This window comes from Streptomyces sp. NPDC060198 (assembly GCF_042728415.1).
GTDB lineage: Bacteria > Actinomycetota > Actinomycetes > Streptomycetales > Streptomycetaceae > Streptomyces.
This window is the reverse complement of sequence record NZ_JBHWZJ010000134.1, coordinates 1-17,715: the sequence shown is the minus strand read 5'-3', so window position 1 is coordinate 17,715 and position 17,715 is coordinate 1. Positions and strand designations below refer to the sequence as shown.

At 70.8% G+C, this 17,715-nt stretch carries 17 protein-coding genes, 1 tRNA gene and 1 pseudogene; 10 read left to right on the top strand and 9 right to left on the bottom strand.

From position 1 onward, the window contains the following. On the bottom strand, positions 1 to 197 hold a 197-nt coding region (locus ACFWEP_RS18165; protein WP_387371298.1), incomplete at its 3' end, for a hypothetical protein. Between the two features lie 140 nt (positions 198 to 337). On the opposite strand from ACFWEP_RS18165, the gene ACFWEP_RS18160 reads away from it, so the two are divergent. The 4 genes from ACFWEP_RS18160 (at position 338) to ACFWEP_RS18145 (ending at position 5,582) form a co-directional block, all read left to right on the top strand. Next, positions 338 to 1,609 (top strand): aspartate kinase, encoded by a 1,272-nt coding sequence (locus ACFWEP_RS18160; protein ID WP_266707105.1) that lies wholly within the window; start codon positions 338 to 340, stop codon positions 1,607 to 1,609. Further along, entirely contained in the window at positions 1,606 to 2,685 is a 1,080-nt protein-coding gene (locus tag ACFWEP_RS18155; protein WP_387371297.1) for an aspartate-semialdehyde dehydrogenase, read from the top strand. The genes ACFWEP_RS18160 and ACFWEP_RS18155 overlap by 4 nt, the downstream gene beginning before the upstream one ends. Positions 2,686 to 3,306: 621 nt before the next feature. Beyond that, positions 3,307 to 3,891 (top strand): SigE family RNA polymerase sigma factor, encoded by a 585-nt coding sequence (locus ACFWEP_RS18150; protein ID WP_387371300.1) that lies wholly within the window; start codon positions 3,307 to 3,309, stop codon positions 3,889 to 3,891. An 83-nt stretch (positions 3,892 to 3,974) separates the two neighbouring features. Next, positions 3,975 to 5,582, top strand: a complete 1,608-nt coding sequence (locus ACFWEP_RS18145; RefSeq protein ID WP_387371296.1) for a hypothetical protein — start codon at positions 3,975 to 3,977, stop codon at positions 5,580 to 5,582. A gap of 109 nt (positions 5,583 to 5,691) precedes the next feature. Here the strand turns inward: ACFWEP_RS18145 and ACFWEP_RS18140 are convergent, their stop codons facing one another. The 3 genes from ACFWEP_RS18140 to ACFWEP_RS18130 all read right to left on the bottom strand — a co-directional run bounded on the left by ACFWEP_RS18140 (position 5,692) and on the right by ACFWEP_RS18130 (position 9,039). Further along, positions 5,692 to 6,588 carry an SURF1 family protein gene (locus ACFWEP_RS18140; RefSeq protein ID WP_387371295.1) on the bottom strand — a complete coding sequence of 299 codons (897 nt, stop codon included), beginning with the start codon at positions 6,586 to 6,588 and terminating at the stop codon, positions 5,692 to 5,694. A 62-nt stretch (positions 6,589 to 6,650) separates the two neighbouring features. Continuing rightward, a complete protein-coding gene (locus tag ACFWEP_RS18135; RefSeq protein WP_387371294.1) occupies positions 6,651 to 8,495 on the bottom strand; it encodes a prolyl oligopeptidase family serine peptidase in 1,845 nt (614 codons plus the stop codon). Between the two features lie 202 nt (positions 8,496 to 8,697). Further along, positions 8,698 to 9,039 (bottom strand): hypothetical protein, encoded by a 342-nt coding sequence (locus ACFWEP_RS18130; RefSeq protein ID WP_387371293.1) that lies wholly within the window; start codon positions 9,037 to 9,039, stop codon positions 8,698 to 8,700. A 269-nt stretch (positions 9,040 to 9,308) separates the two neighbouring features. Between ACFWEP_RS18130 and ACFWEP_RS18125 the strand changes: the two genes are divergently transcribed. Further along, entirely contained in the window at positions 9,309 to 9,755 is a 447-nt protein-coding gene (locus ACFWEP_RS18125; protein WP_387371292.1) for a nuclear transport factor 2 family protein, read from the top strand. Positions 9,756 to 9,945: 190 nt separating this feature from the next. Here the strand turns inward: ACFWEP_RS18125 and ACFWEP_RS18120 are convergent, their stop codons facing one another. Next, entirely contained in the window at positions 9,946 to 10,740 is a 795-nt protein-coding gene (locus tag ACFWEP_RS18120) for an SGNH/GDSL hydrolase family protein (RefSeq protein ID WP_387371291.1), read from the bottom strand. 504 nt (positions 10,741 to 11,244) lie between these two features. On the opposite strand from ACFWEP_RS18120, the pseudogene ACFWEP_RS18115 reads away from it, so the two are divergent. The 3 genes and pseudogenes from ACFWEP_RS18115 to tatA form a co-directional block, all read left to right on the top strand. Continuing rightward, positions 11,245 to 11,621: pseudogene (locus tag ACFWEP_RS18115) on the top strand (class I tRNA ligase family protein); the annotation flags it as partial. A gap of 528 nt (positions 11,622 to 12,149) precedes the next feature. Beyond that, positions 12,150 to 13,535: a glutamate--tRNA ligase gene (gene gltX / locus ACFWEP_RS18110; protein ID WP_387371299.1), complete on the top strand. Its 1,386-nt coding sequence runs from the start codon at positions 12,150 to 12,152 to the stop codon at positions 13,533 to 13,535. A 112-nt stretch (positions 13,536 to 13,647) separates the two neighbouring features. Further along, positions 13,648 to 13,896: a Sec-independent protein translocase subunit TatA gene (gene tatA / locus ACFWEP_RS18105; protein WP_387371290.1), complete on the top strand. Its 249-nt coding sequence runs from the start codon at positions 13,648 to 13,650 to the stop codon at positions 13,894 to 13,896. Between the two features lie 93 nt (positions 13,897 to 13,989). On the opposite strand, the gene ACFWEP_RS18100 is transcribed toward tatA, so the two are convergent. Continuing rightward, on the bottom strand, positions 13,990 to 14,223 hold the full coding sequence (locus ACFWEP_RS18100; protein ID WP_387371289.1) for a hypothetical protein: 234 nt from the start codon (positions 14,221 to 14,223) through the stop codon (positions 13,990 to 13,992). A gap of 379 nt (positions 14,224 to 14,602) precedes the next feature. Here ACFWEP_RS18100 and ACFWEP_RS18095 point away from each other — a divergent pair, with 379 nt between their 5' ends. Then, a complete protein-coding gene (locus tag ACFWEP_RS18095; RefSeq protein ID WP_387371288.1) occupies positions 14,603 to 14,923 on the top strand; it encodes a hypothetical protein in 321 nt (106 codons plus the stop codon). A 219-nt stretch (positions 14,924 to 15,142) separates the two neighbouring features. Here ACFWEP_RS18095 and ACFWEP_RS18090 read toward each other — a convergent pair. From ACFWEP_RS18090 to ACFWEP_RS18080, 3 genes are all read right to left on the bottom strand, one after another. After that, positions 15,143 to 15,216, bottom strand: a tRNA-Pro gene (locus tag ACFWEP_RS18090). Between the two features lie 65 nt (positions 15,217 to 15,281). Then, entirely contained in the window at positions 15,282 to 15,926 is a 645-nt protein-coding gene (locus ACFWEP_RS18085) for a Pr6Pr family membrane protein (protein WP_387371287.1), read from the bottom strand. 198 nt (positions 15,927 to 16,124) lie between these two features. Then, entirely contained in the window at positions 16,125 to 17,063 is a 939-nt protein-coding gene (locus ACFWEP_RS18080; RefSeq protein WP_328720324.1) for a metallophosphoesterase, read from the bottom strand. Between the two features lie 93 nt (positions 17,064 to 17,156). Between ACFWEP_RS18080 and ACFWEP_RS18075 the strand changes: the two genes are divergently transcribed. Then, a complete protein-coding gene (locus tag ACFWEP_RS18075) occupies positions 17,157 to 17,621 on the top strand; it encodes a GatB/YqeY domain-containing protein (protein WP_387371286.1) in 465 nt (154 codons plus the stop codon). Positions 17,622 to 17,715 lie beyond the last annotated feature (94 nt).

Below are 17,715 nucleotides of genomic sequence, written 5' to 3'. Positions count from 1 at the left end.
GGGTTGCCCGCGGCCCCGAAGGGCGGGATGAACTTCCGGAAGGCGGCGTCCAGGTCGGCCGGGAGCCGCGCGGTCGCGGCCGTCGCTTCCCCCGTAAATCCCCTGTCGTCCTCCCGCGCGTCCTCCCCGGTGGCGGAACCCGCCGGAACCGTGTGGGCTGGACCACAGACGCGCGTGGCGGCCGGTGAGGTGGGCATAGGCCCCGTACGAGCGGCCCGGGTCGACACGCCGGACCAGGTGGTGGGCGGGACATCTCACCATCTGGTAAGGACGGGGAGATTCCGGGCCGCTCGTTAAACTGAGCCGACCGCAGTAACGGAATGAGCGAGGAGCGCACGTGGGCCTGGTCGTGCAGAAGTACGGAGGCTCATCCGTAGCCGATGCCGAGGGCATCAAGCGCGTCGCCAAGCGAGTCGTCGATGCCAAGAAGAGCGGCAACCAGGTGGTTGTCGTGGTGTCCGCGATGGGCGACACGACGGACGAGCTGATCGATCTCGCCGAACAGGTGTCTCCGATGCCTGCCGGGCGTGAGTTCGACATGCTACTGACCGCCGGAGAGCGGATCTCCATGGCCCTGCTGGCGATGGCGATCAAAAACCTGGGCCACGAGGCCCAGTCGTTCACGGGCAGCCAGGCCGGTGTCATCACCGACTCCGTCCACAACAAGGCGCGCATCATCGATGTCACGCCCGGCCGCATCCGGACCTCGATCGACGAAGGCAACATCGCCATCGTCGCCGGGTTCCAGGGCGTGAGCCAGGAGGGCAAGAACATCACCACCCTCGGCCGCGGTGGGTCCGACACCACCGCCGTCGCCCTCGCCGCGGCGCTGGAAGCCGAGGTCTGCGAGATCTACACCGACGTGGACGGCGTCTTCACCGCCGACCCCCGGGTCGTCAAGAAGGCCCAGAAGATCGAGTGGATCTCCTTCGAGGACATGCTGGAGCTGGCCGCGTCCGGCTCCAAGGTGCTGCTGCACCGCTGCGTCGAGTACGCACGCCGATACAACATCCCGATCCACGTCCGCTCGTCCTTCTCCGGACTGCGCGGCACCTGGGTCAGCAACGAGCCGCAAGGGGACCAGCAGGTGGAGCACGCGATCATCTCCGGAGTCGCCCATGACGTCTCCGAGGCCAAGATCACCGTCGTCGGCGTCCCCGACAAGCCGGGCGAGGCCGCCGCGATCTTCCGCACCATCGCCAACGCGGAAGTCAACATCGACATGGTGGTGCAGAACGTCTCCGCCGCCGCGACGGGGCTGACGGACATCTCCTTCACCCTTCCCAAGGCCGAGGGCCGCAAGGCCATCGACGCCCTGGAGCGGGCCAAGGGCACCATCGGCTTCGACTCGCTGCGCTACGACGACCAGATCGCCAAGATCTCGCTGGTCGGCGCGGGCATGAAGACGAACCCGGGCGTCACCGCCGGATTCTTCGAGGCGCTCTCCGACGCCGGTGTGAACATCGAGCTGATCTCGACCTCCGAGATCCGCATCTCGGTCGTCACCCGCGCCGACGACGTCAACGAGGCCGTGCGCGCCGTGCACACCGCCTTCGGTCTCGACAGCGACTCCGACGAGGCCGTCGTCTACGGGGGCACCGGCCGATGACCGCACGCCGCCCCTCGCTCGCGGTCGTCGGTGCGACCGGGGCGAGTGGCGGCGTCATGCTCGAGATCCTTTCGCAGCACGCGGACGTGTGGGGCGAGGTGAAGCTGATCGCCTCACCGCGTTCGGCCGGCCGCAAGCTGGCCGTACGGGGCGAGGAGAAGGAAGTCCTCCCGATCACCGAGGAGGCCTTCGACGGCGTCGACATCGCCGTCTTCCTGGTGCCCCCGAAGGTCGCGGCCCTCTGGGCGCCCGTCGCCGCGTCCCGGGGCGCGGCCGTGGTCGACGGCTCCGCCGCCTTCCGCCTCGACCAGGACGTGCCCCTGGTCGTCCCCGAGGTCAACCCCCACGCGGCCCGTACCCGCCCGCGCGGAATCGTCGCCTCGCCGGACTGCACCACCCTCTCGCTGATCGTCCCGGTGGGCGCGCTGCACGCCGCCTTCGGCCTCCGCGAACTGACCGTCTCCACCTACCAGGCCGTGAGCGGCCGGGGTCGCGACGGGGTCGCCGCCCTGCGCGAGGAGCTCGGCCTCGTGGCTGCCGGCCTCGCCGCCGGTACGGAGCTGGGCACCCGCCCCGGAGACGTACGCCGTGCCCTCGGCGACCGGCCCACCAGCCCGTTCCCCGCCCCCGTCGCGCTGAACGTCGTGCCCTGGGCCGGTACGGACGCGGGCGACGGCTGGTCCTCCGAGGAACTCTCCATCCGCGACGAATGCCGCAAGATCCTCGGCCTGCCCCAGCTGCGTACCGCCATCACCTGCGTGTACGTCCCCGTCGTCACCACGCACTCGATGTCCGTCCACGCGCGCTTCGAGAACGAGGTCACCGTCGACCGGGCGCACGAGATCCTGGCCACCGCCCCCGGCGTGGTCCTCTTCGACAGCCCCGCCGCGGGCGACTTCCCGACCCCGGCGGACGTGGTGGGCACCGATCCCACCTGGGTCGGTCGGGTACGCCGCTCCCTGGACGACCCGCAGGGCCTGGAGTTGTTCCTCTGCGGGGACAACCTGCGAAAAGGCGGGGCCCTGAATGTGGCCCAGATCGCCGAATCCCTGGCGGCTGCCATGGGCGGCTCCTGAATCCCGTCGCCCGTTTCCCTCCCGGGTTTCCCTCCTGGGGAATCTCGCGAGGGATCCTGCGAGGCTCTTCCGGCGGATCTTCCTGACGGTGTTCGGCCGAGTCCCGTCCGGTGTGCCGGGTGACGCTTCTGCTGCTTCTGGCGCGGATCCGCTGCGGTTCCGTGGCCTTTCCGGGCTGGTCCGAGGCCGTCCCCATGGTGTTTCCGGGGCGGGCCGGGGGTGTTTCCAGGGCGTCCAATTTCCTACGGCATCGAAATGTCTGGTCGAAAGAGTTTTGTGGGATCTGTGAAGGTCACATGTTCAATTCGGCTTCCTTAACCTCTTGAGCTGGGGCGTTGCCATATCCGACGATGACCCTGTGGTCCTGTGCAACCGTGAGTCGGCTGTTCGGCGTCTTCGTCGTCACTTCTTGCGCGACGGGCGCACCAATAGGGCAATTGGGGAAGAGCGGGTACGTATGAGGGCGAGTCGCAGAGAGCTGAACGCGCTGCCGCACGCGTACAACCCTGATGGGGGGCAGCGTGTCCAACTTGCGTGGCAGAGGTTCTCGAAATTCCGGTGGTCGGCTCGCTGCGAGGGCTGTCCGTGCGCCCTTCCCGCAAGCCCCGTGCGATCGGCGGCATGCCGGTGATCGCCCCGCTGACCGCTGCGAGCGCGACGAGCCCCGTAAGGCTCCCCTCGCAGCGCGAGGGCGCTGAAGAGGCGGTGGCGGCGGGAACGACGGTCGACCATCTGACCGAGACCTACCGCGCCCATTACCGTTCGCTGCTCGGCCTCGCCGCGCTGCTGCTGGACGACACGGCCTCCTGCGAGGACGTCGTACAGGAGGCGTTCATCCGCGTGCACTCGGCCCGCACCCGGGTGCGGGAACCCGAGAAGACGCTCGCCTACCTCCGGCAGACGGTCGTCAACCTCTCCCGCTCCGCGCTCCGCCGCCGCATCCTCGGGCTGAAGCTGCTCTCCAAGCCCATGCCCGACATGGCCAGCGCGGAAGAGGGGGCGTACGACCAGCTGGAGCGGGACGCGCTGATCAAGGCGATGAAAGGCCTTCAGCGGCGTCAGCGGGAAGTGCTGGTGCTGCGCTACTTCGCGGACATGACGGAAGCGCAGGTCGCCGATACCCTCGGTATCTCTCTGGGCTCGGTCAAGGCGTACGGTTCGCGCGGGATCGCCGCTCTGCGTCTCGTGATGGAGGCGCAGGCATGAGCGGTCGCCCCTTCAGCCACGAACCGGACCGGACGGGAAGCGGAACTGTGAACCACGGGCCTCACACGAGCCACGGGCCGAACGTGAATTCCGGCCCCGAGCGCGCTGCCGAGCCGGCCGGAGCAGCCGGGCCGAGCGGGCAGTCCGGACGGGCCGGTCGGGCCGGGCCGACCGCCGAGCAGGCCGAGCCGACTGCCGAGGCGGCCGAGCCGACGGGCCATACGCGCGGAGGCGACGAAGAGCACGGCCCTCCGGTAGACACACCGTCCGGCCGGTATGCGGGTACGCCCGGTCCTGCCCCGACCGACGCGACCGGCAGCGCCACCAGCAACGCGACGGGCGATGCCACCGGCGGCACGACCGAGGACGCCTGCGAGCAGCACGACAAGGCGCCCCGTGCGCGCGACGACCTGTCCCGCCCCCGCGAGAAGGCACCCAACTCCTACGACGGCGCCCCCGTCACCGGCACGCTGACCCGGCTTTTCTCGGCCCGTACCACGGCCGCCGGCTTCGGCCGGGGCATCGGCTCCGTCGCGGCGAGCGGCGACGGCATCGACATGAGCGGCATCGACTTGAGCGGTGGCTTCGCCGGCGGTGGCCTGAGCGGTAGCGGGTCGGGCGGCAGCTCGTCGAGGGGCAGCGGTCCGGGCGGCGGCCCGACCGAGGCGGGAGACGAGGACGACACGACCGACGAACAGGCGCTTCGGCGCTTGCTGCGGGGAGCCGTCCAGGACCTCGAACCCGCCGAGAACGCACTGGACCATCTGCACCGGGCCGTACCCGCCCGCCGGGCGCGACGCCGTCAGGCCGTCGTCGGCGCGGCTGCCGCCGCCCTGCTGATCGGTACCGCCGTGCCCGCCCTCCTGCACGTGGCGAACTCCGGGAGCGTCGCCACCGCGGCTCCTTCCCTCGCCGGGCATGGCCAGAACTCCCAGAGCCAGCAGGGTGACGCGTCCGGGGCGGCCGTGGGGGAGAAGCCGAGCGAGGGACAGCCCGCGCAGGGAACCGACGGCCGGCACGAAGGAATACCGGACCCCAGCGGCACACCTGCCGCGGCCGACACCCCGGCGGACTCCGACAGCCCCCTCTCCGGGGCCGTCAGCGAGGAGGAGCTCGCTTCGATCGCGGCCCTGCCCGCCTGTGCGCCCGGTCAGCTCGGCGTCGCCTCGGCGTCCACCGGATCGGCGGACGCGAACGGCACGGTCTACGGCAGCTTCCGGATCGCCAACACCTCCGCCACGGACTGCTCGGTCAGCACCGCGGGCACGGTGGCCTTCACGACCACGGGCGCAGCGGACGCGACGAAGATCGCGGTCGTGCAGCATGTCGCGGGCGACCCCGCCGCCGGGCTGCCCGACCCCGCCGCCGAGCCCGCGGCCATGCTGCTGAAGCCGGGGATGTCCTACGAGGTGAAGTTCGCTTTCGTGCCGAGCGACACCTGTCCCAGCGCCACGGACCCCACACCCACGCCGACCGAGACCCCCACGGGCACGGGCGCGGGGGAGGACCAGGCATCGAGCGTCGAGACGCAGTCCCTGACAGCTCAGTTCCTGACGGCGGACGCTGTCCCGTCCGAGGGGGCCATCGCCGTGACGCACACCCCTGAGGCGGGTGCGCCGGCCGCGGAGACCACGATCACCCACGCCTGCGCGGGCACGATCTACCGGACCGGCATCCTCGCCGCCTCGTAACCGACGAGGCCGGGGCCGGGGTTGGAGTCGGGGTTCGGCTGACGAGGCCCGGGATCGGGGCTGGGGCCGGGGAGGCCGGGACCGACGAGCCTGTGAGGCCCGCGCGGGGTCACCCGCTGCGGGGCGTCGTCCCGGAAGAGGTGCCGACGGGTTCACCCGGTCCGGCGGTCACCGCCGGAGACCCAGCGGTGGCGGTGGCGGTGGCGGTGGCGGGGTCGGGGATCAGCCCGAGGGCGATGTCCCGGGCCGCTTCGGCCTCGCGCCGCAGCAGGCGGAACCACATGAAGAGCACGAACGCCGCGAAGACGAACCACTCCCCGGTGTAGCCCAGGTTCTGGAAGGCCTTCAGGTCCAGCCCGTTGCCCTCCACCGCTGCGGCCGGGACCGCCCGCATTCCGTTGCCGGAGTCGTCCGCGCCCCCGATGCCGCTCGCGGGGAGCGTCACCCAGGCGTCGTACACGTCGTACGGCACGAGGTTCACCAGCGACGCCGCACTGATGATGCCGAGTTCCCCCTCGGGGAGCCCGCCCGCGCTGTTCACGCCCTGGCTGGTGGCGCTCTCCGAAGCCTGGAGGTCGCCGGTCACCGTGATCTCGCCGGTGGGGGCCGGCGGGACCGTGTTGTTCTTCCGCGCCTGTTCCGTTCCGCCGGGCATCCAGCCGCGTACGACGGGCAGCGCTTTGCCGCCGTCCGTACGCAGCAGGTCCAGGACGTAGAAGCCGTCGCGGTCGTCCAGCTCACGCCCGGGGACCAGGAACTGGTCCGCGAACGTCCCCGTCGCCGTGGCGGGGCGGCCGGACGTGACGGTGTCGACGGGAAGCAGCGAGTCCAGCGGCTTGGCCTGGCGGGTGCCCGGGTCCGGCTGCTTCTCGGCCTGTTCGTGCGACTGCACGCGGTCCTCGAAACGGCCGAGCTGCCAGGTGCCCATGAACACGCAGAACGGAATGGCCAGCACGACGAAGAGGTTGATCCCCCACCATCGCGGGGTCAGCAGGAACCGGTACACCCCATTACCGTACGGTCCCCGCTCCGCCGACCGGGAGCGGGGGCCGCCCATTTATCCGGCCTTTACGCGTGTGCGGTGGTGTCCGCCTCCGTCTTCCGCGCCTTCGGGAGATGGCGCAAAGCGAAGTCCAGCTCCAGTCCCACCTGCTTGATCCGCTCCTCCACCACCAGCGAGCCATGACCCGCGTCGTAGCGGTAGACCTCGTGCACCGCGCCCCGGGCCTTCAGCCGGTCCACGTAATTCTCCACCTGGCGGATGGGGCAGCGCGGATCGTTGACGCCCGCCGAGATGTACACCGGGGCGCGCACCGCGTCGACGTACGTCAGCGGCGACGACGCCTCGAACCGCTCGGGCACCTCCTCCGGAGTGCCGCCCAGCAAGGTGCGGTCCATCGCCTTCAGGGCTTCCATCTCGTCGTGGTACGCCGTGACGTAGTCCGCGACCGGGACGGCGGCCAGCCCCAGCGCCCAGGCGTCCGGCTGGGTGCCGAGACCGAGCAGGGTCAGATACCCGCCCCAGGACCCGCCGGCCAGGACCAGGCGGCCCGGATCGGCGAGACCCGACCCGACGGCCCACTCCCGGACCGCCGCGATGTCCTCCAGCTCGATCAGCCCGACCCGGTGCTTCAGGGCGTCCGTCCAGGCCCGGCCGTACCCCGTGGAGCCCCGGTAGTTCACGCGCACGACCGCGAAGCCGTGGTCCACCCAGGCGGCCGGGCCCGAGGCGAACGCGTCGCTGTCGTGCCACGTCGGGCCGCCGTGGATCTCGAAGATCGTCGGGAACGGGCCCTCGCCCGTGGCGGGTGTCTGCACCAAGGCGTGGACACGCCCGCCCGGACCGTCCACCCACACGTCCCGCACCGGCACCGAGGAGGGGGCCTTCGGACCGGGCGGGTCGAGGACCACCAAACCCGTGGTGGAGCGGACGACCGGAGGCAGGGCGGCCGAGGACCAGAGGTACTCCACCGTCCCGTCCGGACGGGCCGTGGCACCCGACACCGTACCGGCGGGCGTCTCCACCCGCACCGGCTCCGGCCCGCCCGGCTCATGGCGCCACAGCTCGCTGCGGGCCTCGAAGTCGTGCTCGACCAGGATCGCGGAGCCGTCCGGGTACCACTGGGCGCCCACGTCCCCGGGGAGATCGATCGCCAGCTCCGTCTCCGTACCCGCGACCGGGTCCCAGATCATGGGCTCCCAGCGGCCCCGCCGCTGATGCCCGATCAGCAGCCGGGTGTCGCCGGCGACCGGAGCGAACCCCATCACCGCCAGGCCCAGTTCCTTCGTGCCGCCCTCGGTGTCGTCGAGCTCGGCCACCGTCGACCCGTCCGGTCGCACCACACGCAGCGCCGAATGCATCGCGTCGCCGTGCTCCGTGTGCTCCAGAGCGATCAGGCTGCCGTCGTGCGACAGATCGCCCACCCCGGCGGACTCGCGGTGCCGGTAGATCTCCACGACGCCCGCGCCGCCCGGCCGAGCCAGATGGATCGTTGTCCCGTCCTCGTCGGTGGAGCGGCCGACGACAGCGGTGCCGTCCCGCCCGATCGCGAGACCTGCCGGATACGACGGCTCCAGCCCCGGCGCCGCCGGCACGTCCTCGCCGCCGCCGAACGGCTGCCGCATCCAGACGCCGAACTCGTCGCCGTCCGTGTCGCTGAACCACCAGATCGCGGAGCCGTCCGGGGTCAGCGTGCCGTCGGTCGTGCCGTTCGGCCGGTCGGTCACCTGCCGCTGCTGACCGGTCGACCGGTCCCACGCGTACAGCTCGTAGGTCCCGGTCGCGTTCGACACGAAGAGCGAGCGCTCCGGGGCGTCCTCCGCCCAGTCGGGCAGGGAGACCCGGGGTGCGCGGAACCGCTGCTCCCAGTCCGGAGAGGTCGAGGCATTCTGTGTGTCGCTCATGCCCCCCATCCAACCCGAAAGGGGGGTCTGGAGGCACGGCCCTTCGTCTCCCCGCGAAATCACCCGGAACCCCGGGCCGCGCGCGTTTCGCCCGTCGGACCTCACCGGCCCGTGGTTTCCGGGCGGACATCACCGAGCGGAGGAGACCACCGAGGTGTGTCCCGGGCCGCCGGGACACACCGTCTGCTCCCCGCTTCACCTCGCTCGCGACTCACGCACCACGCTTCCGCGCCTGCGCGGGCCGTGCGGTCGTCCAGATGCGCGGTGGTCCCGCGTACTGCTCGATGAGGCTGCCGTGCTCGACGTGCAGGAGGTCGATGGCCGTCCGTGCCACGTCGGTATGACCGATCGCCGTGGCGATCTCCTGGACCGGCCGGAAGATCTCCGCCGGCCGGGGCGACCAGGCGGCCTGGTGACGAATGCCGGACGTGTCGAGGACGAGGCCGAACACCCGGGCCTCTGCGGAACCGGGACCGGCTTCCGGACCAGGAACACCTCTGCGGCGACCCAGTTGATCGCCCCCCATGCCGATCGCCGCGGCGATGCCGTCCACGATCAGTCAGGCGGTGGTTCGAATGATGAACTTCCCTACTGCCGAACCCTGTCGACCGCCGGCTTCCGCCGGCGTGGGAGATGGGGCGAAGCGGATACGCCTCGCCCCATCCACGCAGGGGGCGCGCACCTTCCGGGGCCGGTCCGGCCGGAACACGCACGCGGTGGGACGCGCGCCACACCTACGGCGGGGTAGAGCCCGGTGCAGGCTTCCGATCGGTGTCTTCGCAGGTCGGGGCGATTGTCAGTGGCGGGGTCCAGACTCGTTCCATGACTGCAGAGATGGGCGCGGGCACGGTCTCGACCGCTGTTCTGCGCAAGGCCGTGGAGACGTACTGGACCGCCGCCGACGCCCGTGACTGGGAGGCGTTCGCGGCCACGCTCGACGACGACGTCGTGTTCGAAGTGCCGCAGACCCGCGAGGTGGTCCGGGGCAAGGAGAGATGCGTGCGGTTCAACCGGGAGTATCCGGGCGACTGGCACGTGCGGATCGACCGGATCGTGGCCGACCTGCCCGAGCACCCGGCCGTCGCGGGCGGGTCCGGGCTCGGTGGGCAGGCCGCCGCGCGCACGCTGTTCACCGTGGGAGGAGCGGAGTTGGACGGCATCCACTTCTTCTCGTTCGACACCAGGGGCCGCATCACCGCCGTCACCGACTTCTGGCCGGAGCCGTACGAGCCGCCGACCGGCCGCGAATACCTCGTCGAGCGCGTCTGATCCGAGAGCCGCCGCGCGCCCGCCCTCCACTCGCCGCGCACCTGCCCGGGGTGGGCGCAACGACACAGGGCCCCCGCGCCGACCTGCGGCGGAGGAGCCCTGTGGCTGTGGGGGGTGGCGTCCGGGGAGGGCTTGGCCAGGCTGGTGCGGGGGAAGCGCGGCGGGTGCGGGGCCCAGCGCCCCGGAAGAGCTAGACCGCCGAGCGGAAGGCGGGCAGGTAGCCGCTCGACTGGCCGGCGGCCTTCGGGTGGTAGGAGTTGTAGACGGGCAGCGTGACGCTGTTGAGCCAGGGGTCGCCGGAGCAGAGCTCGTGGCCGGTGAACTCGTCCACCACGCTGGAGTAGGTGAACCCGGCGTTGGCCGCGCGCTTGGCGATCACGGAGTTCAGGACGTCCGCTCCGTTGTTGATCGCCTTCCGTGAGTTCTCGCTGAGGCCCAGGATGCAGCTGCCCGCCAGCTTGTAGAAGTGCGGGTAGCCCAGGACCACCACGTGCGCCGAAGGGGCCTTCGCGTGGATGGAGGCGTAGAGGGAGTCGAGGCTGCCCGGCAGGACGTTCTGCGCCTTCGTGATGGCCGCGTTCACGCTGCTCACGCAGGTGGCCTCGCTCGACAGCACGCAGGTCTGCATGACATCGGCGAAGCCGACGTCGTTGCCGCCCGCCGAGATGCTGACCAGTGCGGTCGACGAGCTGAGCGCACTCAGCTGGCCGCTCGCGACGGTCGACGTCGTCGCACCCGAACACGCGACGAAGGCGAAGGAGGAAGGCGAGTTGGCGGCGGCCCAGAGGTACGGGTACGCCTTGGTCGAACGGTGGCAGTCGCCACTGTCCGAGATGTAGCTGCCGGCGCCGACCCCGGAGGAGTAGGAGTCGCCGAGAGCGACGTAACCGCCCGTAGCGGCGGAGGCCGGCTGAGCGGCTCCCAGCGCGGCGACGGCTGCGATGGCCAGAGTGGATACGGACGCCCAGAATCTACGCACTGACATGGCCGGTGGCCCCTTCGGAAGGTGGGGGGTGCGAGGGGAGTTCGTGGAGCAGACAGTTTTTAGCAGCTCGAAGTACCGGCCGGTAATGGCTGTGCGAGAAGTCGTCTGATATGCCCGAATGATCGTTCGGTAGCCGTAGCTCCGCGCGTAGATAAACCCTGAACACTGGTCAAAATCGGGGCACTTGGGGGCGCAGCGCGAGCGCGCGTGCCGTGGGGCGGGTTGCCACTGGAGGGGGCGTTGGGGTGGGTCGGTGGTCCTCCGGCCCGGATGACGGTGCGCCGAAAACCACTCGCACGGGTGGGGTGCGTCCTGCCCGCGATGACGCCCGCAGGTGACGCCCCGCACCGGGCGCACCTTCAGGGGCCGCGGTACCGGTGTCACTCTCCGTCGTCGCGTGCCCGCCGTCAGTCCTTCGACGGAAGCATCGACCCATCGGGCCTCCGGCGCAGGCGCAGCCTCGCGCTGCGGCCTGCCGCGGGACCGGAGAAGAAGCATCCAGCGATGACCCGACACCTGATCACCAGCGCCCTCCCGCGCATCAACGGGATCAAGCACCTGGGCAACAAGGTCGGGTCGATGCTTCCGGCCGACGTGTACGCCCGCTGCCTCCGCCGGACCGGCCACGAGGTTCTCTTCATCTGCGCCACCGACGAACACGGCACCCCCGCCGAACTGGCCGCCCATGCGGCCGGCCTCCCGGTCGCCGAGTGCACGGCTTCATCGAGGAGCGCGTGGTCCGGCAGGTGTACCCACCCGTGGACGGGAGGTTCCTGCCGGACCGCCGCCCGGAAGACACCTGTCCGCACTGCGGGGAGGAACGGGCGCGCGCCGACCGTTGCGAGAACCGCACGCGCGTCCTCGACCCCGCCGACCTGGTGCAGGGATGACCCGCCGGGACTCCAGCGGCGGTCCGAGGGCGAGCGTGCGGCCGCCCGGTAGCGCGGTACGGCCCCGCCGGCGGAGTCGGAGCTCGCGAGGCCGCGCACCACGAGCGACTCCGGGGCGTCGGGAACGGCGGGGAGGGGAGCGGCCAGTTCCTCGGGCAGCAGCGCGGGTTCGCCGTCGGGGCGGTCCACGAGGAGGCGGTGGAGGGCGTCCCCCCGGCGGGCCCGGTCCGAGCTGCGTGAGCAGCGCGTCCTCGGTCTTCCCTGCGTCGGGTGCCCCGGACGCGCCGTCCGCCGGACCGGAGCCGACGGTGCTCAGTGGAGTCTCCGCACGGTTGTGGGCGCGAACCTGGTCCGCTTCCTTGCAGCCGCCCTCACAACTGTGCTGATCGCAATATCCGTTGATCACCTTGCGACATGGGGCTGTGGATAACGGCTGCTCGCCTCTCGCGGTGCGTCGGTAGGGTGGCCGGTATGTCTGATGCTCCGGTTCGTGTCCGTTTCGCCCCGTCCCCCACCGGCATGTTCCACGTCGGCGGCGCGCGCTCCGCCCTCTACAACTGGGCGGTCGCCCGACAGACCGGCGGCACCTTCGTCCTGCGCGTCGAAGACACCGACGCGGCCCGGAACAAGCCCGAGTGGACCGACGGGATCATCAACGCCCTGGCCGCCATCGGCATCCACGAGGACGACCCGGCCTTCGAGGGCCCCTACTTCCAGTCGCACAACGCCGCCCGCCACACCGAGGCCGGACTGCGGCTGTACGACGCCGGCCGCGCGTACTACTGCGACTGCACGCGCGAGCAGCTCAAGGAGCGCACCGGCTCGGAACACCTCGGATACGACGGCCACTGCCGTGAGCGGGGTCTTGTCCACGAGGAAGGGCGGGCGCTCCGCTTCCGTACCCCGGACGAGGGCGAGACCGTCGTGACCGATCTGGTGCGCGGCGCGCCCGCGTTCCCGAACAGCGCCATCGAGGACTTCGTGATCGCCCGGGGCGACGGCTCCCCGGTCTTCCTGATCGCCAACGTCGTCGACGACCTGGACGAGGGGGTCACCCTGGTGGTCCGGGGCGAAGAGCACCTGTCCAACACACCGAAGCAGCAGCTGCTGTGGGAAGCGCTCGGCGCCGAACCGCCCCGCTGGGCGCACCTGCCGGTGATCGTCAACGAGAAGCGCCAGAAGCTCTCCAAGCGCCGCGACAAGGTGGCGCTGGAGGACTACCTCGCCGAGGGCTTCCTCCCGGCGGCGATGGTCAACTACCTCATGCTGCTCGGCTGGGGCCCCGGCGGGGACCGGGAGATCCTCCCTTACGAGGAGATGGAGCAGCTCTTCCGCATCGAGGACGTGAACACCTCACCGGCGTTCTTCGACGTGAAGAAGCTGACCGCCTTCAACGGCGAGTACATCCGCGCGCTCGCACCGGAGCAGTTCGCCGCGGCCTGCGCGCCGTGGTTGGTCGCCCCGCACGCTCCCTGGGACCCGGCGGCCTTCGACACGGCCGTCTTCGAGGCGGCGGCCCCGCTCGCGCAGACCCGCCTGACGATCCTGTCCGAGATCACGGCCGGCGTGGACTTCCTCTTCCTGGCCGAGCCGGTCCACGACGAGGCATCGTGGGCCAAGGCGATGAAGCCCGGCGCGGACGCCATCCTGCGGGACGCCCGTGCCGCCCTGGCCACCACCGCCTGGCAGGCGGACGACCTGAAGTCGGCACTGGTCGCGGTCGGCGAGCAGCACGGACTGAAACTGGGCAAGGCCCAGGCGCCCATCCGCGTCGCACTCACCGGCCGCACGGTCGGGCTGCCGCTCTTCGAGTCCATGGAGCTCCTCGGCCGCGAGCGGGTCCTCGGCCGTCTGGACGCGGCTTACCAGAAGTTGGCCGCCCAGTCGTCATCTCGTAATGGATGAGGCCTCACGGTCTGCCCGTCCTGGTTGTACCGTTGCGTTCACGTAGCAACCATCTGGGCCGGGCGGGCGGCGTGCGAGCGTCCACGGCCGACACGAGGAAGGCGGGCTCGGCATGCTCCGCAACGGACTGGAACCCTGGCACCTGCTGATCCTGGCGGTCATCGTCATCGCCCTCTTCGGATCGAAGAAGCTCCCGGAGGCCGCGCGGGCCCTGGGCAAGTCGGCGCGCATCCTGAAGAGCGAGGCGCAGGCGATGAAGAACGACAACGCCCCGGCGCCCCAGGTCACGGTCACCGAGCCCGCCCAGCCCGCACCGGCGCCCGCTGCCGCGGTGACCGAGCCGCGCCCTGCCGACCTCTGATCCGACCGACCCCACGCCCCCTGCCCCGCCGGTCCGCGTGACCGCGGGTCAGAGGACGTGGTCTGCCCGGTACCTCGATGCAGCCCGTACGTATCAGGGGCTGGCGGCGTCGAACCCGTACGCCACGGGTTCGTCCTGCGCATAGGGGTCGCGGCGGTACACGTACAACGCGTCCACCGTGAATTGTTCGCCGTCCGGGGATTCGACGCGGCAGGGACGCGTCACCTGAAGGACCGGGGGCTGGTCGGGAACCCGCATCCGAAGACCGTCAGCAGGTCCTCCGGCGAGTTCGGCTGTCTCCCACATCGTCGCAGTGTGAAGATCCATGCCCACAACTTTACGGGCTGTCCCGCACCCCTTTGGTGAGCATCGAACAACCGCTACGTCTTCTTACTGTGCAGGTCACCGCTGCCGTCGCTGCTGTCGCCCCCGCCCCAGTCGCCGCTGCAGTCACTGTCTCGCAGGTGCCCGCTCGTGCGGTGACGGAGCTCCCGTGGTCCGGCAGTCGCAGACGACGCCGCCTGAACCCAGTGGAGGAGAGGCCACCGCGCCCGCCTCCGCAGCAGTCGGGTGCTGGTGATCACTGATTGACCGGGAGACTCCCCGTGACCCCATCGCTGCGGAGACCCTGGGTGACCCGGCGTTCCACCCGGCCACCGAGAGCTTCAGCCGCCCGCGCGTGCTCAGCGCCGTGGGAGGCTGTGGCATGCCCTGTCACCTGCGGTTCTTCTTCGAATACGGCGTCGACACCCCGCTGTGGCCGGGCCCCTCGGGCATGCCCGACCTCGACAGCCCCTACGGGTATCCCTCCGATCCGGGGAATCTGCCCCTCACTCCGGGTACCAGCCACGAGCTCACCAGGCTCGCCGACCTGTACCAGTCCTCACTCGACTGGAACCACCCGGCGGGCCCCTCGCCCTGGACCCACGAGCAGCAAGAATCGTTCCGGCGTGAGGCCGACAGAGGATTGGAGACGTTGCGCCGCGAGCTGGGGGACGACTGGACGGTCGAGGATCAGCGGCACTGACCTCCGACGACTCGGCTCGACTGGACAACTGGGGCACCCGGCCCCTGCTGGGCGGCGATCAAGGACGGTCCGACCACGGACCGGCTGCCGCACCAGCGTGCCGCCGCACAGCGCCCGTCGTTTCACGAGCACACGCAGATCACAGCCAGCACTCCGACGAAACGCGATCAGGGCCGGTCTCCCGAAAGGAGAACCGGCCCTGACCTGGTGTTTCAGCTGTCGGGGTGGCGGGATTTGAACCCACGACCTCTTCGTCCCGAACGAAGCGCGCTGCCAAGCTGCGCTACACCCCGATGTCCACCGGTCTCCCGGCGACATCGATTACTTTAGCCCACCTGCGCCCGGAGACGAAATCCGGTTACCGGCGGGCCCCGGTCCGATCGCGGAGGCGGGGGCGCACGTGGTCCAAGGCGATGAGCAGGGAAGCCAGGACGACGAGGAGCAGGGAGAGGGCGAAGGCGTGGGCGAGGACCTCCGAGTATCCGTACGTGTCCACGTTCAGGAAGGGGTACGGGTAGCGGGGGGCCGCGTCGGGGGCGAGCAGGGTGCCCCGGGCCAGCACGAAGGCCAGGTACGCGACGGCCCAGAGCAGCCACTGCGCCAGGAAGCGCAGACGCAGCGTCCTGGCAGGGGTCAGCAGGAGCCAGTCCAGGGTCACCGCGACGGGCAGGGCCGTGTGCAGCAGGACTTGTGAGACGGCCCGCGCGCCCGTGTGCGGGACGGCGGGTGTGCCGGCGGCGGAGTAGCCGAAGCTGTTGTCGGTCAGGATCAGGTGGTAGGTCAGGCCGACGATCACCGCGACGAGGAGTACGCCCCCCGTGAGGTGCGGGGCCGCCGGCCCGCGACCCGTCCAGGAGCGGAACGAGGACCAGCCGAAGACTCCGGCGACCAGGACGTTCGCCTGGAAGGTGAACCGGCTCAGCAGCTCCAGCGGCGCACCGGTCGTCGCCAGCTCGATGGTGAGGCCGCAGATCGCCGCCGCGCACACCAGGGCCCGGAACACGGCGGCCGTACGGCGCGGGGTACGGCCGCTCCGCAGGAACGCGTCCTCGGCCCGGGGCCTGGGCAGCGTCGCGGTTTCGGGGCGGCGGTCATGGCCTCACCGTAAAGGCGGGGTTCCCGGGCCGCGATTCATCCGTGGCGGATGGGCCCGGGTCCCTCCGCCGTCTCCGGGAGGTCGAGCGGAATCAGGATCCGCCCGTCATGCCCGAGGGGTCAGCGTGAGCAGGGTCGCCTCCGGGGGACAGGCGAAGCGGACCGGGGTGTAGCGGTTCGTGCCGCAGCCGGCCGAGACGTGGAGGTAGGCCCGGTTGCCGTCCGCCGTGTGGCTGGAGAGTCCCTTCACCCGGTCGGTGTCCAGGTCGCAGTTGGTGACCAGTGCGCCGTAGAAGGGGATGCAGAGCTGTCCGCCGTGCGTGTGACCGGCCAGGATCAGCGGGTAGCCGTCCTTCGTGAACGCGTCCAGCGAGCGCAGGTACGGGGCGTGGACCACGCCGATGGAGAGGTCGGCGCCCGTCTCGGGGCCGCCGGAGACCTCGGCGTACCGGTCCCGTTTGATGTGGGGATCGTCCAGGCCGGTGAACGCGATGTCGAGGCCGTCGAGCTTCAGTCGCCCCCGGGTGTTGGAGAGGCCGATCCAGCCGGCGTCGTCGAACGCGTCGCGCATCGGCTCCCACGGGTTGTGGACCACGTTCGTCGCCGGGGCGTTCCCGTTGAGTCCGTGTTTGCCCGCCGCCTTCTCCTTGAGATAGCGCACCGGGTTGCGGAGCTTGGGGCCGTAGTAGTCGTTCGATCCGAAGACGTAGACCCCCGGGAGCTCCATGAGGGGGCCCAGCGCGTCCAGCAGCTCGGGCACCGCCTCCGGGTCCGAGAGGTTGTCACCCGTGTTGACGACGAAGTCCGGGCGGAGTCCGGCCAGGGACTGGAGCCAGGCGCGCTTCTTGCGCTGGCCGCTGACCATGTGGACGTCCGAGATCTGGAGTACGCGCAACGGGCGTGCACCGGGCGGGAGTACCGGGACGGTCACCCGGCGGAGGCGGAACGAGCGGGCTTCGAATCCTGCGGCGTAGGCGAGACCGGCGGCGCCGACCGCCGCACCGGCCGCAGCGACTTTCAGGGGAACTCCGTAGCGTGCGCGCATGCGCCCATCGTCGCAGACCCGGCCCGGGCGGGGTCCGGCGGCGGCGGGAAAACAAACGGGCGCCCCGGACCGCGTACCTGACACAATCGAGTCATGACCACGCTCAAGTCCAAGCTCAAGGAAGACCTCACCACCGCCATGAAGGCGCGTGACGAGCTGACCTCGTCCACCCTTCGGCTGACCCTCACCGCGATCACCAAGGAGGAGGTGAGCGGGAAGACCGCTCGCGAACTCTCCGACGACGAGGTGCAGAAGGTCATCGCCAAGGAGGCGAAGAAGCGCCGCGAGGCGGCCGAGGCCTTCGCCCAGGGCGGGCGGACGGAGCAGGCCGAGCGGGAGAAGGCTGAGGGTGAACTGCTCGACGCCTACCTGCCCAAGCAGCTCTCCGACGAGGAGCTCGACGCGATCGTCGGTTCCGCCGTGGCGGAGGCGAAGGCTGCCGGTGCCGAGGGCCCCCGCGCGATGGGTGCCGTGATGAAGATCGTCAGCCCGAAGGTCGCGGGTCTCGCCGAGGGCGGCCGGGTCGCCGCCGCGGTGAAGAAGTCCCTCGCGGGCTGAGGACGGTACGGGCCGAGACCATCGCCGGCCGATCCCGCTGCGGGCCGAGCCCTCGTGGACCCGTTCCTGAACGTACGAAGTGGGGCGCCCCCGG